The organism is Streptomyces sp. NPDC086554, from assembly GCF_040686095.1.
GTDB lineage: Bacteria > Actinomycetota > Actinomycetes > Streptomycetales > Streptomycetaceae > Streptomyces.
The window spans coordinates 1-15,473 of sequence record NZ_JBFBJK010000028.1; the positions used below are offsets into that span (position 1 = coordinate 1).

The 15,473-nt window shown below is 71.5% G+C and carries 12 protein-coding genes; 5 read left to right on the forward strand and 7 right to left on the reverse strand.

From position 1 onward, the window contains the following. Nucleotides 1-144: 144 nt before the first annotated feature. From AB0O76_RS35185 to AB0O76_RS35205, 5 genes are all read right to left on the reverse strand, one after another. Nucleotides 145-1,071: a carbohydrate ABC transporter permease gene (locus tag AB0O76_RS35185; RefSeq protein WP_365500009.1), complete on the reverse strand. Its 927-nt coding sequence runs from the start codon at nt 1,069-1,071 to the stop codon at nt 145-147. Then, complete coding sequence (locus tag AB0O76_RS35190) at nt 1,068-2,411, reverse strand: ABC transporter permease subunit (RefSeq protein ID WP_365500012.1); 1,344 nt, start codon at nt 2,409-2,411, stop codon at nt 1,068-1,070. Before AB0O76_RS35190 ends, AB0O76_RS35185 begins: the two co-directional genes overlap by 4 nt. A 5-nt stretch (nt 2,412-2,416) precedes the next feature. Beyond that, complete coding sequence (locus AB0O76_RS35195) at nt 2,417-3,739, reverse strand: ABC transporter substrate-binding protein (protein ID WP_365500015.1); 1,323 nt, start codon at nt 3,737-3,739, stop codon at nt 2,417-2,419. A gap of 55 nt (nt 3,740-3,794) precedes the next feature. Further along, nucleotides 3,795-5,462, reverse strand: coding sequence for an alpha-amylase family glycosyl hydrolase (locus tag AB0O76_RS35200; RefSeq protein WP_365500018.1), 1,668 nt, complete (start codon nt 5,460-5,462; stop codon nt 3,795-3,797). 191 nt (nt 5,463-5,653) lie between these two features. Continuing rightward, nucleotides 5,654-6,919, reverse strand: coding sequence for an ABC transporter substrate-binding protein (locus AB0O76_RS35205; protein WP_365500021.1), 1,266 nt, complete (start codon nt 6,917-6,919; stop codon nt 5,654-5,656). 124 nt (nt 6,920-7,043) lie between these two features. On the opposite strand from AB0O76_RS35205, the gene AB0O76_RS35210 reads away from it, so the two are divergent. From AB0O76_RS35210 to AB0O76_RS35220, 3 genes are all read left to right on the forward strand, one after another. Continuing rightward, nucleotides 7,044-7,559: a PadR family transcriptional regulator gene (locus tag AB0O76_RS35210; protein ID WP_365500024.1), complete on the forward strand. Its 516-nt coding sequence runs from the start codon at nt 7,044-7,046 to the stop codon at nt 7,557-7,559. Continuing rightward, complete coding sequence (locus tag AB0O76_RS35215) at nt 7,556-8,323, forward strand: ABC transporter ATP-binding protein (protein WP_365500027.1); 768 nt, start codon at nt 7,556-7,558, stop codon at nt 8,321-8,323. Before AB0O76_RS35210 ends, AB0O76_RS35215 begins: the two co-directional genes overlap by 4 nt. Nucleotides 8,324-8,396: 73 nt before the next feature. After that, nucleotides 8,397-10,688, forward strand: a complete 2,292-nt coding sequence (locus AB0O76_RS35220) for an ABC transporter permease (protein WP_365500030.1) — start codon at nt 8,397-8,399, stop codon at nt 10,686-10,688. A 69-nt stretch (nt 10,689-10,757) separates the two neighbouring features. On the opposite strand, the gene AB0O76_RS35225 is transcribed toward AB0O76_RS35220, so the two are convergent. Then, nucleotides 10,758-12,287, reverse strand: a complete 1,530-nt coding sequence (locus AB0O76_RS35225; protein ID WP_365500033.1) for a HAMP domain-containing sensor histidine kinase — start codon at nt 12,285-12,287, stop codon at nt 10,758-10,760. Nucleotides 12,288-12,300: 13 nt separating this feature from the next. Further along, nucleotides 12,301-13,014, reverse strand: a complete 714-nt coding sequence (locus AB0O76_RS35230; protein ID WP_365500036.1) for a response regulator transcription factor — start codon at nt 13,012-13,014, stop codon at nt 12,301-12,303. A 179-nt stretch (nt 13,015-13,193) separates the two neighbouring features. Between AB0O76_RS35230 and AB0O76_RS35235 the strand changes: the two genes are divergently transcribed. Together AB0O76_RS35235 and AB0O76_RS35240 are read left to right on the forward strand one after the other, a co-directional pair. After that, nucleotides 13,194-13,817 carry a carbonic anhydrase gene (locus tag AB0O76_RS35235; protein ID WP_365500039.1) on the forward strand — a complete coding sequence of 208 codons (624 nt, stop codon included), beginning with the start codon at nt 13,194-13,196 and terminating at the stop codon, nt 13,815-13,817. Between the two features lie 110 nt (nt 13,818-13,927). Next, on the forward strand, nt 13,928-15,466 hold the full coding sequence (locus AB0O76_RS35240) for a SulP family inorganic anion transporter (RefSeq protein ID WP_365500042.1): 1,539 nt from the start codon (nt 13,928-13,930) through the stop codon (nt 15,464-15,466). Nucleotides 15,467-15,473: the final 7 nt, after the last annotated feature.

Consider the following 15,473-nt stretch of genomic DNA (forward strand, 5'->3'; position numbering starts at 1 on the left):
GGCCTTTGACGGGAAATGGCGCATCCTTGACCGGGTGAGATGCGCGGAGTGTCGCGTTATGAGCGCTTCCGCTTGATCCATCAAGATGTGCGCCATCCGGTCCTCCTCGTGGGGACCGGGCCGCGGCGCGTTGTACGTACGGGCTCACTTGACGGAGCCCGCCATCACCCCCTGCACGAAGTGCCGCTGGAACGCGAAGAACACGACCACCGGGACGACCAGCGAGAGGAACGCGCCGGGCGCGAGCACATCGATGTTGCTGCCGAACTGCCGGATCTGCGACTGCAGTTCCACGGTCAGCGGCTGCGACGCGCTGTCGGCGAAGAGCAGCGCCACCAGCATGTCGTTCCACACCCAGAGGAACTGGAAGATGGCCAGGCTCGCGATGGCCGGACGCCCCACCGGCAGCACGAGCCGCGTGAAGATCCGCCACTCCGTCCCGCCGTCCATCCGCGCCGCCTCCAGCATCTCCTTCGGCATCTCGGCGAAGTAGTTGCGCAGCAGGAAGATGGCGAACGGCAGTCCGTAGGCGACGTGGAAGAGCACCACGCCCGGGATGGTGCCGAAAAGGCCGAGCTCACCGAAGAGTTTGGCCACCGGAAGCAGGCCGATCTGCATCGGCACCACGAGAAGCGCCACCACGAGCAGGAACAGCGGGTCCCGCCCTGGGAACTCCAGCCAGGCGAAGGCGTACGCGGCGAGGGCCGCGATGACGACGACGAGTACGGTGGCGGGCACCGAGATCAGGACGGTGTTCCAGAACGCCTGCGTCATCCCGGCGTTGCCGAGCAGCGCCGAGTAGTTGTCGAAGGACAACTGCGCCGGGCTGCTCAGGGATGTCCACCAGCCGCCGCTCGCGTTGTCCTGTGCGGAACGCAGCGAGGAGAGGAAAAGACCGGCGAGCGGGGTGATCCAGACCAGCGCGACGACCACGAGAAACGCCTGGACCAGGCTGCTGCCGAGCCACCGGCCGATCCGGCCCTTGGGGCGGGGGCGCGGTGCGGGTGCGGCGGCCGCCGGTTCCTTGCCCGGCGCCACGGCCGCCTGCCGGTCGGGAGTGGTGACGGTCATGACTGACTCCTGCGGAAGCGGCGGACGTTGAACACCATGGCGGGGATCACCAGGAGCAGCAGGAGCATGCCGAGCGCGCTGCCGAGGCCCTGGTTGTTGCCGCCGCCGAAGGAGACCAGCCACATCTGGGTGGCGAGGACCGTGGCGTCCTCCTGCACGGGCCCCGGCGCGATGATGTAGACGAGGTCGAAGACCTTCATCACGTTGATCACCAGGGTCACGAAGACCACGGTGAGGACGGGCGCGAGCAGCGGCACGGTGATCCGGCGGAAGACCTGCCACTCACTGGCGCCGTCCATGCGGGCCGCCTCCAGGGCGTCGCGCGGCAGCGAGGCGAGCCCGGCGCCGATGAGCACCATGGCGAAGCCCGTCCAGATCCACAGATACGCGCCGATGATGGCCGGGGTGACGAGAGCGGGGCCCAGCCAGGAGACGCCCTCGTAGGGCGGGGCGAAGTTCTTCGCGGGCAGCCGCACGGTGTACGTCGCATCGGGGTCGAGGTCCGTGAAGCGGAAGGAGCCGTCGGCGCCGGTGGTGGCGCTCGCGACCGTCTTGCCGCCCCGCACCGCCTCGACCTCCATCTGCGGCAGCCCGCTCTCGGCCCGGTCCGTCCTGCCCTGCTTCCCTCCACCGCCGCGCGTGAAGTCCAGGTAGACGACACCGCGCAGTTCCTGCGCGCCGGCCTTCCGCCCGGCCGCCGCGTACGCGGGCTCGGCGTCCTCGGGCAGGTCCTTGGGTGCCACGCCGACGAGCCCGAGGCCGACCGTGTGGCCGGGGTTCGCGGCGGCGGTCGTACGGTACGAGCCGTCGGCGCCCTTGGTCAGGCCCTGGCCGTCGCGGGCACGCGCGGTCGGATAGGAGGAGGTGCCTTCAAAGGCGTCGTGCACGCCCACCACGGCGGCGTTCAGGACACCCTTCTCGGGGTCCTCGTCGTACGCGAGCCGGAAGATGATGCCCGCGGCGAGGAACGAGACCGCCATGGGCATGAAGAGCAGCAGCTTGAACGCGGTGGCCCAGCGGATCTTCTCGACCAGGACGGCGAGGACGAGGCCGAGCCCGGTGAGCAGGGTCGGGGCGATGACCACCCAGATGACGCTGTTGCGGATGGCCTTGAGCGTGGCCGGGTCGCGGAACATCTCGGTGTAGTTGTCGCCGCCGACGAACTTCGTGCCGGAGGCGTCGAAGAGGCTGCGTCCCGCCGAGAACAGCACGGGGTAGACGACGAGGGCGCCGAGCAGGAGCAGGGCGGGCAGGACGAAGACGACGGCGATGACCCGCCCGCGGCGCCTGCGACGGGCGGCCTCGGTGGCGGCCGGGGGCCCGGCGGTAGTGGCGGTCACGGCGATCAGCCCTTGTCGGCCTTGGCCGCCGCGGCTTCGAGCCGCCGCGCCGTGGCCTTCGGGTCGGACGGGTCGCGCAGGAAGTCCTGGAGGAGCTTCCACTCGCCCATGCCCTTGGTGCCGCCGAAGGCCGCCGGGGCCTGGTCGGACATGTCGAAGCGGACCGAATCACCGGCGCCGACAAGGGACTTGGCGGTCTCGCGGGTGACGTCGTCGCCGTACGAGGCGAGGTCGACCTTCTTGTTCGGGGAGAGGAAGCCGCCCGCCTCGGCCCAGACGGCCGCTGCCTCGGGGGTCGCCAGGTACTCCAGGAACTCCATGGCGGCCTGCTGGTTCTTGCCGTCCTTCAGGACGACCGCGGCGTCGCCGCCGCTGACCACGGGCGCCTTGCCGCCGTCGACCGCGGGGAAGGGGAAGAAGTCGGCGTCCTGACCGATCTTCTTGTCGAACTGGTCCTTGGCGACACCGGCCACGAAGTCGCCCTCGTAGACCATGCCCGCCTCGGGCTCGGGCCCGAAGACCTTCTCGACGGAGCCCGGGAAGTCGGTGCTCAGGGCCTCCTTGCGGCCGCCCGCGATCAGCTGGTCGTCCTTGAAGAGCTTGCCGAGGGTGGTGAGCGCGTCGACCACGGACGGGTCGGTCCACTTGATCTTGTGCGCGGCCAGCTGGTCGTACTTCTCGGGCCCGGCCTGGGAGAGGTAGATGTTCTCGAACCAGTCGGTGAGCGTCCAGCCGTCCTGTCCCGCGACGGAGAAGGCGGCGAGGCCCGAGTCGGAGACCGTCCCACCCGCCTTGAGCATCTCCTCGTACGTCTTGGGGGTCTTGACGCCCGCCTGGTCGAGGGCCTCGGGGCTGTACCAGACGGTCGACTTGTGCGCGGCCTTGAAGTACAGGCCGTAGAAGGCGCCTTCGACGCTGCCGTACTTCTTCCACACGCTCGCGTAGTTGCTGTCGACGGCCTGCTCGGTCGTCTTGGACAGGGGCTTGAGCCAGCCCTTCTTCGCGAACTGCTTCAGGACGCCGACCTGCGGGACCATCACGACGTCGGGGGCGTTGCCGCCCTCGATCTTGCTTCCGACGACGGTGGAGACGTTGTCACCGGTGGAGACGAACTGGGCCTTGGCCCCGGTCTTCTCGCCGAAGGCGTCGAGCACCTTCTGGAAGTTCTTCTGCTCGCTGCCGGACCAGACGCCGGCCACGGTGATCGTCTGGCCGTCGAGCGCCTTGTCACCGCCGCCGGCGCTGACCTCGCCGCCGCCGCAGGCGGTGGCGCCCATGGCCAGGGCGAGGGCGGTGCAGCTCGCAAGGGTGATACGTCGTCGCATCATCGTTGATGTCCCTTCGGGGGCAAAGGAGTTGACGGTTCGTGGGATGGAGTGGGGGTCAGGGGTTGGTGCAGTCGCTGATCCACCAGGCGGCGGTGGAGCCGGGAAGAACGCCGGTCGGGCAGGGCCCACTGGAAAGGAGCGGGGCGCCGGAGACGGGCGCGGGCACCGGGGCCGTACCGAAGTTGACCGCGCACACCAGGCCGTCGCCGCGGACGAAGGCGAGGACTCCGGGCGGCGTCTGAAGCCAGCGCAGCACACCCTCGCCCAACTGGGGCAGCCCGGCGCGCAGTTGGAGTCCGTCCCGGTAGAGGTGCCAGAAGGAGCGGGTGTCGGCGAGTGCGCGGTCGGTGGCGTGCTCGGCGAACCACGCGGGCTGCGGCAGCCACGGCTTGGCGCCCTCGGCCCCGGAGGTGAAGCCGAACGGCGACGCGTGCCCCGACCACGGCAGCGGCACGCGGCAGCCGTCGCGGATCCGGGCCCGGCTTCCGGTGCGGTGGAAGATCGGGTCGGTGAGGACCTCGTCGGGCAGATCGTCGACCTCGGGCAGGCCGAGCTCCTCGCCCTGGTAGATGTACGCGGCTCCGGGCAGCGCCAGCATGAGCAGCGCAGCGGCCCGGGCCCGGGTGGCGCCGAGGCCGCTGCCCTCGGTGCCGGACTCGCCGTACCGCGTGACCGTGCGGACCTGGTCGTGGTTGTTGAGCACCCAGGTGACCGTGGAGCCCGTGCCCGCGATGTCCCGCATCGCCTCGTCGATGACCTTGCGGAAGGCGTCCGCGTCCCAGGGCGCGCCCAACAGGTCGAAGAAGAACGCCTGGTGGAGTTCGTCGGGGCGTACGTACTCGGCGTGTTCGCGGGCGGTCGGCACGGAGACCTCGCCGACGAGCAGGCGCTCGTGGCCGTCGCGTGCGGTGTACTCCTCGCACACCGCACGCCAGTGCCGCCATACGTCGTGCACCTCGGGCTGGTTCCAGGCGAGGGGGTTGACCGAGTCGCGGGTGCGGGCGTCGGCCTCGGGGTCCGGCGAGTCCGGCAGGTCGGGGTGCTTGAAGAGCCCGGCGGCCACATCGATGCGGAAGCCGTCCACGCCCCGGTCGAGCCAGAACCGCAGGACATGGTCGAAGTGGGCGCCGACCTCGGGCTCGCGCCAGTTCAGGTCCGGCTGCTCGGGCGTGAACATGTGCAGGTACCACTGGCCGGGGGTGCCGTCGGGATCGGTGACACGGGTCCAGGCGGGGCCGCCGAACATGGCGTGCCAGTTGTTGGGCGGCTCGTCGCCGTGCGGGCCGCGGCCCTCGGCGAAGTGGAAGCGGGCGCGCGCCGTGCTGCCGGGCTCCGCGGCGAGCGCCTCGCGGAACCAGTCGTGGTCACTGGAGCAGTGGTTGGGGACGATGTCCAGGAGCACCTTGACGCCCAGGCGCCGGGCGTCGGCCATCAGCAGGTCGAACTCGGCGAGGTTGCCGAAGAGCGGGTCGACGTCGCAGTAGTCGGCGACGTCGTAGCCGTGGTCGTGCTGGGGCGAGGGGTAGAAGGGGCTCAGCCAGATGCCGTCGACGCCGAGCTTCTTCAGATACGGCAGTCCCGCGCGGACCCCGGCGAGATCGCCGATGCCGTCACCGGTGGAGTCCAGGAAGCTGCGGACGTACACCTGATAGATCACTGCGTCCCGCCACCAGTGGTGGGTGTGGAGGCGCGCGAGGCCGTCGCCGGCCGGGGCTGTGAGCATGACCCGTTGACCTGTCTACGTGAAGTGCGTGGAGTGACCGCGGACCCGAGCGGTTATGCATGCATGTTAAGTAGGCATGTCGCAGAGGTGTCAACGAGTAGACAGAAAGCTGCGATGAATTGAGGCGTTATGTCCAGAGTTTTCGGCGCCCATGAGGCCCCTGAGCGTCACCTCAGATACCTAACATGTAACTAGCGAGAGATCGCCGCAAGCTCCCGGGCAAGGCGCCGCACCGCCGCCTCGGGCGGCTGATTCCCGGCCATGGCGTCATGCACGGCCGCCTGCACGGCCAGGCTCACCTGGTCGTAGCGAGGGCTCTTGGGACGCGGCGCCGCCGCGAGCACGCTCGCCCGCAGCGTCGGCAGATACGGGAACTTCCGGACAAGACCGGCGTCCTGGTAGAGCGCGGCCCGCACGGGCGGCAGCGCGCCACGCGTGAGCACCTGCCGCTGCGCACCCTCACTCGTGAGATACGCGAGCAGGCGGGCCGCGGAATCGGGGTGCCGCGCATGCGAGCTGACGGCGAGGTTCGAGCCCCCGAGCACACTCGTCCCCGGACCGTCGGGCCCCGGCAGCGGTACGGCGCCGACCTTCCCCGCGACCTCGGATTTCTCGCCGGACGCACTGACGTACGCGTACGGCCAGTTGCGCAGGAAGAGCAGCCGGCCGTCCTGGAAGGCCTGCCGGGACTCCTCTTCCTTGTACGTCAGGGCCTGCTTCGGGATCCAGCCCTCGCGCACCCCGCGGGCGAGGAATCCGATGCCCTCGCGGGCCGCCGCGGAGTTGACGGTGACGCGCTCGCCCTCGTCGCCGAGGATCGTGCCGCCCGCCGAGTAGACCGCCTCGGCGGCGTTCACGGTGAGCCCCTCGTAGGGGAGGAACTGGCCCGCGTATCCGTCGAGTCCGTGCTTGGGGGCGATGGTCCTCGCCGCCCGTTCGAGCTCGGCCCAGGTGCGCGGCGGCGCGACGCCCTCCTTGGCCAGGATGTCCTTGCGGTACAGGAGCAGCCCGGCGTTGGTGACGTAGGGAACCGCGTACAGCTTCTCGTCGTACGTGGCCGTGTCCACGACGGGCGGCAGGAAGCTCTTCAGCGGGAAGCTGTCGCGCCGCAGCGGGGCGATCCAGCCCGCGGCGGCGAACTCCGATGTCCAGGCGACGTCGATGTTGAGCACGTCGAAGCGGCTGCTGCCCGAGCGCAGGTCGGTGGTCATCTGCGCATGGGTCTCGTCGGCGGAGTCCGGGAGTTCGACGAGGGTGACCTTCTCGCCGGGGTGGGTGCGGTTCCAGCCCTCGAGAAGCGGTCCCAGATAGCCGGTGAGGTCGCCAGCGGTCGCCAGTGTGAGGGGGCCGCGTCCGTCGCCGCTTGCCGTGTCCGGCCGGGTTCCCGAGGCGACGTACCCGGACAGGATCACGGCGACGACCAGGAGTCCCCTACCCGCGGCATGTATCCACCGCATAGGTTCCTCCCTGTACACCGGCGCCCGGCACCTTCGCCATGCGTCAGGGGCCATGTATACCCGTTAGGTATGGGCGATACTAGGGCCTGGAGCACAATACGAGGATGCGAGGAGGAGAGCACGAGTGCGGCTGCCCCTCCTGGCTCTGCTGGCGCGAGGCCCGGCCCACGGCTACGAGCTCAAGCAGGACCTTGAGCAACTCCTCGGCTCCGCGTACCCTCAGCCGAACGTCGGCCAGATCTATGTGACGCTGGGCCGCCTCGAGAAGTCGGGACTGATCGACGGCGAGGAAGTCGAGCAGTCGAGCCGGCCCAACAAGAAGATCTACCACCTCACCGATGCCGGGCGGGAAGCGCTGCACGCCTGGTACGAGGAGACGGCGGACGAGCCACGGGTCCGGGACGAGTTCTTCATGAAGCTCGCGCTCGCCCCGCAGACCGGTCTCGCCGACCAGATCGCCCTGATCAACAAACAGCGGCGCCAGTACCTGAACACCATGCGCGATCTGTCGAAACTGTCCGCGGCCGAGAACCGGGACAACCGCATCTCCCACCTGCTGATCGAGGGCGCCATGCTGCATCTGCAGGCCGACCTCGACTGGCTCGAGCGGTGCCAGGAAGAGCTGGAGGAGCCGCAGTGAACGACCGTCCCTCCACGCCGTCTCCCGTGCCTCCCCTCCTTGAGGCCGAGGGCCTGGTCAAGACCCACTACGGCGAGGGCGCACCCGCCCCTGCCGTGCGCGGTGTCGATCTTCGCGTGGGGCAGGGCGAGTTCGTCGCCGTCACCGGGCCTTCCGGCGCGGGGAAGTCGACTCTGCTGCATCTGCTCGGCGGGCTCCAGCGTCCGGACAGCGGCAGCATCCGCCTGGACGGCGAGTCCACCGACTCCTACAGCGAGGCGCGCTGGGCGGTGGAGCGCCGGCGCCGGATCGGCATCGTCTTCCAGTTCTTCAACCTCGTATCCAATCTGTCGGTCGCCGACAACGTGGAGCTGCCCGCGCTGCTCGCCGGAACCTCGCCGAAACAGGCGCGCGCCGAACGCGAGGAGCTCCTGGCCGAGCTCGGCCTTCAGGGCAAGGAGCGCAGCATGCCGGGCGAGCTGTCCGGCGGCGAGCAGCAGCGCGTCGCCCTGGCCCGCGCCCTGGTCAACCACCCTTCCCTGCTCCTTGCCGACGAGCCCGCGGGCAGCCTGGACAGCAAGGGGAGGCGCGAGGTGATGCGCCTGCTGTCCCGCTTCCACCAGCGCGGTCAGACGATTGTGCTTGTCACCCATGACGCACGGCTCGCGAGCTCCGCGGACCGCGTCATCAGTTTCTTCGACGGCCGGATCGCCGACGACGCCGATCTCGGCGGCTCGCTGCCGCGCGGCACCGGCATCTCCGGCGTGCTCGAACTGAGGGACTGACCGCGCGTGCACGCCCTTCTGCCGACGAGCCACCACGCCGCCGTACGCGATCTCGGGCCGAGGGGCTGAGGGCATGCGGGCCACCCTGCGCTGGGCGCACGCCGATCTGCGGACGCATCGTGGCGAGGCGCTGTTCATCGTGCTCGCCACCGCCGGCATCGTCGCCTCGCTGCTCCTTGCCGCGGCGCTCTTCGGGTACGCCACCAACCCTTGGCAGCGCGTCTTCACCCAGTCACGGGGCGCCCATGTGTGGATCCACACCGGGGCCTCCATCGACGCGGGCCGCCTTGCTCGTCTCGGCGGCGTCGAGTCCGTCTCGGGTCCTTACCGGACCGCCGCGACCTCCGTGGAGTCGCACGGCGCACGTGCCTCCGTCGAACTGCGCGGAGCCACCGGCGGACCGCCCGCCACCGGGCGCCCCCTGCTCACCTCGGGCCGCTGGCTCGACCCGGCCGCACCGGACGGCGTCGTCCTCGAACACGGCCTCGCCCGTGCGCTGTGGGCCGAGCCCGGCGACACCCTGAAGCTGCCCGGCACCGCGCGCACCCTGACCGTCCTCGGGGTCGCCGACAGCGCCGAGCCCGGCTACAGCCCCGGGGAGCGGTCCGGGCTCGTCTGGGCGCCCCCGTCCGTCGTGCAGCAGGCCGAGGGACGCCCGGGCCAGGTCATCGGGCTTCGCCTCGCCGACCCCGACGACACGGACTACGCGGTGCAGCGCGCCGTCACGACGCTGGGCGCCGGAGCGGTCACCCAGGTCTCCCCGTGGCAGCAGGCGCGCGCCGAGGCGCAGGGCGGCAACCGGCTGCTCGGCCAGGTGCTCGGCCTCTTCGGCCTGGGCGCCCTGGTCGCCGCCGCCCTCGCCGTGTACGGCGCCATCGACACCCGTATCCGCGGCCATCTGCGCGACATCTCGGTCCTGAAGGCCATCGGATTCACACCCGGCCAGGTGGTACGCAGCTTCCTCGTCCAGCATCTGGCGTACGCCCTGCTCGGCGCCGCGGTGGCGACGGCTCTCATCCAGACCCTGGGCAGCCGCGTCCCGGGGCGGCTCGGCGACGCGGTCGGCGTGTGGCAGGGGCTTGTGGGGCATACGGCGGGCCTGTTCGGGGTGCCGGCCGCCGCGGTCCTTTTCATCGGGGCGATGACGGGGCTCGCCGCGTGGCGGGCCGGGCGGGTGCCCTCGGTTCCGGTGCTTCGGGCCGCTGCGGCGCCGGGGCGCCTGTCCGGTGTGGCGCGTGGGGCACTGGGGCTGCGGCTGCCGCCCGCACTGGTCCTCGGCTGGCACAAGGCGTTCACGCGGCGGCCGCGCTCCCTGTCCGCCGTCGCCCGCCTTGCCCTGCCGCTCCTCCTGATCGTGGTCGCGCTGAGCGCCTGGACCACCATCGACCGCTTTCACGACGAACCCCAGGAGCTCGGCATCGCCGCGGCGCTCACCGCCCGCGCCGACGAGAACCTGGCCGACTCCCGGGCGCGGGACCTGCTCGCCAAGAACCGGCAGGTCACCGCGGTCCATCCGGGCATCGAGGTGGCGGCCCTCGTCCCCGGCCAGACCGGCACCATCGCGCTGCGCGGCCTCGGCACGCACCAAAACCCGTACCCCTTCACGCTGGCCGAGGGCCGCCCGGCGCGTGGCCCTGACGAGGCGGTGGCCGGACAGGGGCTCCTCGACGCACTGGACGTACGCGTCGGTGACTGGGTGCGGATGACGGTGGGCGGGCGCCCGCAGATCCTGCACATCGTGGGCCGCAACATCGAGCCGGAGAACGGCGGCCGGGTCATCTCCACCTCGCTCGACACACTGCGGGAGAACGACCCGAAGCTCCAACCCACGCTCTACCAGCTCCAGTTGCGCCCCGGCGCGGATCTCGCCGCGGTCGGCGCCGAGCTGACCAGGACCTCGCGGGGGCAGCTCGACGTCCACGCCGTGACCAACCCGGCCGACGGGCTCTCGCCCCTGCGCTCAGTGGTCATCGGCCTGATCGCCGTCCTCGCCCTGATCGGGCTCATCGAGCTGCTGACCGCGATCGGCGGCACGGTGCGTGAGGGAGAACGGGATCTGCTCGCGCTCAAGGCGATCGGCCTGTCACCACGGCAGATCACGGCGGTCGCGGTGACGGCGACGGGGTGCACCGCCCTCGCCGCGGCGCTCACCGGCACGGCCCTTGGGCTGCCGCTCGCGCACTGGCTGATCGACTCTCAGGGGCGGTCGAACGGCATCGGCGCCGGTATCGCCCGGGCGCCGTCCCCCGCTCTGCTCATGCTCTTCGGCGCGGCCGCGGTCCTTGGAGCCGCCGCGCTGGCCGCGCTCCCGGCGTCGCGAGCGGCCCGCCGCCGCCTCGCGGACACGCTGAGCGCGGTCGCCTGAGGCCTGAGGCCTGAGCTCTGTGCGGTGGTGTGGTGCGGCCGGACCTACGCAGCTTCAGCTGGGGAGGATTCATCGCCTGGCCGCCCACCGCCGGGCTCGGCGGCCACCAGGGTGCGCCGTGGCCGCTCTGTCCTCGCGCCGCCGCCAAGTGACGGTGCTCGTCGCACGGACCAGGATCACCACCGCGTCGATCCCGGAACCCGGCGCCTGGTCCAGGCGGGCGTCACCGCCCGCCGCCCGCGCCAGGCGCCGGACGAGCGGCAGGCCCAGACCCGACCCGCCCTTGGGCGCGTCCGAGGCCCGCCAGAACCGGTCGAAGGCACGCTCGCGCTCCTCCGGCGAGAGCCCCGGCCCTTCGTCGACCACATGCAGCTCGACCAGCTGCGGCGGGGCGCCGTCCTCCTGGGGCACGCGGCCACGGCGGGCACGCCGGCTCAGCCTGTGGCGCGGGCGCACGACGTGGGTGCGAACGGTGACCGTGCCGCCCGTCGGGCAGACCCGTACGGCGTTGGACAGCAGATTGTCGAGGATCTGCTCCACCGCACCGGGCAGCGCCCAGACCCGGCCCGCCGCCTCGCCTGCCGCGACCAGCCAGACACCGGATGCCGCCGCGACCGGCACCCACGAAGCGACGCGCTCGGCCACGACGGCGTCCACTGCGATCGGTTCGGGCGCGCTGCCGGACTCCTCCAGGCGGGACAGGGCAAGGAGCGTCTCCGCCGTCCGGGCAAGACGGTCGGTCTCCGCGAGGGCCGCCTCCAAGTCCCGCCGTGCGCCCGGCGCGAGGTCCTGTTCGAGGTTCTCGAGGCGCAGCCGCAGCGCCGCCAGCGGCGTCTTGAGCTGGTGGGAGGCCTCGCCCGCGAAGGCCCGCTGGGCGGCAAGGAGATGGCCCAGGCGCCGGGCGGTCATGCGCAGCGTCTCGGTGAGCCGGCGGATCTCAGGAGGCCCGGTTGTCCGGCGGGCGGGCACGACAAGATCGCCGCCCGCCGCGACCCGCGCCGCCGCCTCCTGGAGCGCAAGGACCGGACGGCTGATCCAGCGCGCCATGGCGAACGCCACCACGGCGGCGACTGCGAGGACACCTGCCCCGGCCGCCCCCAGATACAGCCACACCGCACGGCTGTCGACCATGATCTGCGAACGCGGCACGGTGATCCGTACCGCGCCGCGCGGCACCGGGCCGGGGCGGGTGGGCACGGCCAGGTGCACGACCGCGTCTCCCCCGGCCGACTCATGGCGTACGGCCGCCGATGAGCCGCCGTCCAGTGACGTGACGATCTCGGGCTGCCGCGCCACCTTTCGGCGCTCAAGCTCACTGAACCCCCGTGAGGCGGCCAGGAGTTGGCCCCGGGCGTTCACGACGACGACTTCGCCGCCGATGCGTCCCGCCGTGTCGCGGGCCAGGGCGGGCAGCAGGTCCGGGGCGCGCGCCTCGATCAACTGGTCGGCGTAGGCGGCGAACACCTCGGCGTTGCCCTCCAGCGCGGCCAGCGCCCGGGTCTCCTCCGAGCGCAGGTAGTAGCGGCCGAGCGGCAGTTCCAGCACGATCAGGGCGAGCGCGGCAAGCATGAGGTAGCTGCGCAGCAGGCGGTAGCGCACGTCCCTGGCCTCCTCAGCCGCCCGGCGCGACCAGCCGGAACCCCACTCCGCGCACCGTTTCGATCCATGCGGAATCGCCCAACTTGCGCCGCAGTGCGGCCACATGGACGTCGAGGGTCTTGGTCGACCCGAAGAAGTCCGCCTCCCACACCGCCTCCAGGAGCAGTCTGCGCGGGAACACCGCGCCCGGGTCCTGCATGAGCAGCGCCAGCAGGTCGAACTCCTTCGGGGTCAGGGCCACGACCTCGCCCGCCATGTGCACGTGGCGAGTGCGCCGGTCGACGGTGAGCGGTCCTGCGACGAGAGGGCCGGGCGGCGCCGGTACGGGAGCAGGGGCCTGGGCCCGAACCGGTACGGCGGTCGAGGCCTGCGCCGGGGCGGCCGTACGCCGGGTCACCGCACGCATCCGCGCAACCAGTTCGCGCAGCGAGAACGGCTTCCCCAGGTAGTCGTCCGCACCGAGTTCCAGGCCCACGATGCGGTCGGCCTCACCACCGCGTGCGGTCAGCATGATGATCGGCACCGGGGAGACCTGACGCAACCCGCGGCACACGTCGATGCCGTCCATGTCCGGCAGCCCCAGGTCGAGCAGCACGAAGTCGCCGGGCGGCGTGCTCAGCGCCTCCGCGCCCGTGGCACACCGCGTGACGGTGAAGCCGTACCGGCCGAGGCCGTCGGCCAGCGGCTCGGCGATCGTCTCGTCGTCCTCCACCAACAGCACTCGCATGCCCCGGAAGGTACAGCAGCCGTCGCACCTCAACGGGCCCGGACGGCACGGGAGTTAAGGCAAGTACAGGGGCGGCCCAGGAGTTCGCCAAGGTCCGTCAAGCGCTCGGCCAGAGCCCTCCCGTGGCCGCAAAGCCGCTGGTTAGCGTCCTGATCACCCGAAACGAAAGGAGCGCGTCCATGCAGCAACTGCTGGAGCGTGCACAGTCGTTCAGGCATCACGTGAGCGCCGACAGTGACAAATATCGCAGGCTCGCCGAGGGCCAGGAACCCCAGGCGCTGTTCATCACCTGCTCGGACTCGCGGGTGATCCCGGCCCACATCACGGGTGCCGGACCCGGCGACCTCTTCGAATTGCGCACCGCCGGGAGCATCGTGCCTCCCTACGACCACAGCCCGGCGTGCAGCGAGGCCGCCACCATCTCGTACGCCGTGGAGGTGCTCGGCGTCCGTGACATCGTCGTCTGCGGCCACTCGCACTGCGGTGCCCTCGACGCCCTCGTCAGCGGCACCGACCTCGCGGGGCTTCCGGGTCTCGGCCGCTGGCTGGACCTCGCCCGGCCCTCACTGGGCCTCGGCCGTCCCGGGGCCGACAGCTCTGCCGAGACCTCTGCCGAGACGGCATACGACCCGGCGCTGACCCGTCTGGCGCGCCGGCATGTGGCCGCTCAGCTCACCACCCTCGCCGCCTATCCCTCCGTCCGGCCCGGCGTCGAACGGGGTGACATGCGGCTGCACGGCTGGTTCTACCGGATCGACACGGGCGAGGTCGTCGTACTCAACTGGTCTGCGGGTGAAGGCTGATGGGCTCCGGACGCCATGCCAAGCGCCCCACTCCCACAGGACGGGGGGCGCCCGCAGGACGGGGCACACCCGCCGGACCGGGCACATCCGCGCCGCCGCCGTCAGGGGGTGTGATCGCCACCGACATCGTCGCCTCCCTCGTCGTGTTCCTGGTGGCGCTGCCCCTGTGCATCGGCGTCGCCGCCGCCTCCGGGGTGCCGGTGGCACTCGGCATCGTCTCCGGGATCGTCGGCGGCCTCGTCGTCGGCTTCCTGCCCGGCAGCAACCTCCAGGTCAGCGGGCCGGCCGCCGGACTCGCCGCGCTGGTCCTCGAGGCCGTCAATGACCACGGCCTGGAGATGCTGGGCCCGATCGTGCTCGCCACCGGCCTCCTCCAGATGGTGCTCGGCGCCCTCAAGGCGGGCCGCTTCTTCCAGGCCATCCCGGTGTCGGTGATCGGCGGCATGCTCGCCGGCATCGGACTCCCGCTCATCCTCGGCCAGTTGTACGCCCTCTCCGATCACGCCCAGCTCGGCAGCGCACTCAAGAACGCCGCGGGACTGCCCACCCTGTTCTCCGATACCTTCGCCGACCGGTCCGCGACCCAGGCCCTGGTGCTCGGGGCACTCGCCGTCACCATCTGCGCGCTGTGGAAGAAGGTCCCGAAACCGCTCGGCGCGCTGCCCGCGCCGCTCGTCGCCGTCGCCCTCGGCGCGCTGCTCGCCGCGCTCCTGGGGATGCGCGTGAAGACCGTCGACTTCGGCAGCCTCGGGAACGCGGTACTGATCCCGGGCCCAGAGCGGTTCGCGGGGCTCGCGGACCCGGCGGTTCTCGGTGTCGTGGTGACGTTCACCGTGATCGCCTCCGCCGAGAGCCTGTTCAGCGCCGCGGCCGTGGACCGGCTGCACAGCGGGCCGCGTACCCGGTACAACCCCGAACTGTTCTCCCAGGGCGTCGGCAACGCCGTCGCGGGCGCGCTCGGCGCCTTGCCGGTCACCGCCGTCATCGCCCGCAGCTCGGCCAACGTACAGGCGGGCGCCACCACCAAGGTGTCCCGTGTCCTGCACGGCGCCTGGCTGCTCGGCTTCGGCCTGCTCCTTCCGGGAGTGCTCGGGCTGATCCCGGTGTCCGTACTCGCCGGAATCCTGGTGCACAGCGGCTGGAAGCTGCTCGATCCGGGCCAGTTCCCCAAGATGTGGCGCAAGGACCGGGGCGAGGGCGTCGTCATGGTCGTCACCACGGGCGCCATCGTGGCCGGCAACCTGCTGGAGGGCGTGCTCGCCGGCGTCGCGGTGGCGATCCTGCTCGCGGCGGTGCGGATGTCGCGCGTGCGCGTGGACACCGTCACCGAAGGCGACAGCGCACTCCTCGTGATGAGCGGCAACGCCACCTTCCTGCGGCTCCCCCAGCTCATCGCCACGCTGGAACCCCTGTCGGCCCGCTCCGGCGTCCAACTCGACCTGACCGCCGTCTCCCACCTGGACCTCGCCTGCCGCGAGGAGGTCGAGCAGTGGGCACAGCGACAGCGCGGCAAGGGAGCGGCGGTGGAGGTGCTGCTGCCCAGGACGGACCCTGAGCCGTGGCAGCGTCCGACATCCCTGTCGGGACAACAGGATGTGGACCTGCGCCCCCTCGGCCCCCTTGGCCCCCGGCAAGGCGGGCGGTCCTGACGTACGC

What these genes read in the sequence shown, in the direction of transcription:
- AB0O76_RS35185 (WP_365500009.1), bottom strand. Translation starts at nt 1,071, where the DNA reads ATGACCGTCACCACTCCCGACCGGCAGGCGGCCGTGGCGCCGGGCAAG.
- AB0O76_RS35195 (WP_365500015.1), bottom strand. Translation starts at nt 3,739, where the DNA reads ATGATGCGACGACGTATCACCCTTGCGAGCTGCACCGCCCTCGCCCTG.
- AB0O76_RS35200 (WP_365500018.1), bottom strand. Translation starts at nt 5,462, where the DNA reads ATGCTCACAGCCCCGGCCGGCGACGGCCTCGCGCGCCTCCACACCCAC.
- AB0O76_RS35205 (WP_365500021.1), bottom strand. Translation starts at nt 6,919, where the DNA reads ATGCGGTGGATACATGCCGCGGGTAGGGGACTCCTGGTCGTCGCCGTG.
- AB0O76_RS35220 (WP_365500030.1), top strand. Translation starts at nt 8,397, where the DNA reads ATGCGGGCCACCCTGCGCTGGGCGCACGCCGATCTGCGGACGCATCGT.
- AB0O76_RS35230 (WP_365500036.1), bottom strand. Translation starts at nt 13,014, where the DNA reads ATGCGAGTGCTGTTGGTGGAGGACGACGAGACGATCGCCGAGCCGCTG.
- AB0O76_RS35235 (WP_365500039.1), top strand. Translation starts at nt 13,194, where the DNA reads ATGCAGCAACTGCTGGAGCGTGCACAGTCGTTCAGGCATCACGTGAGC.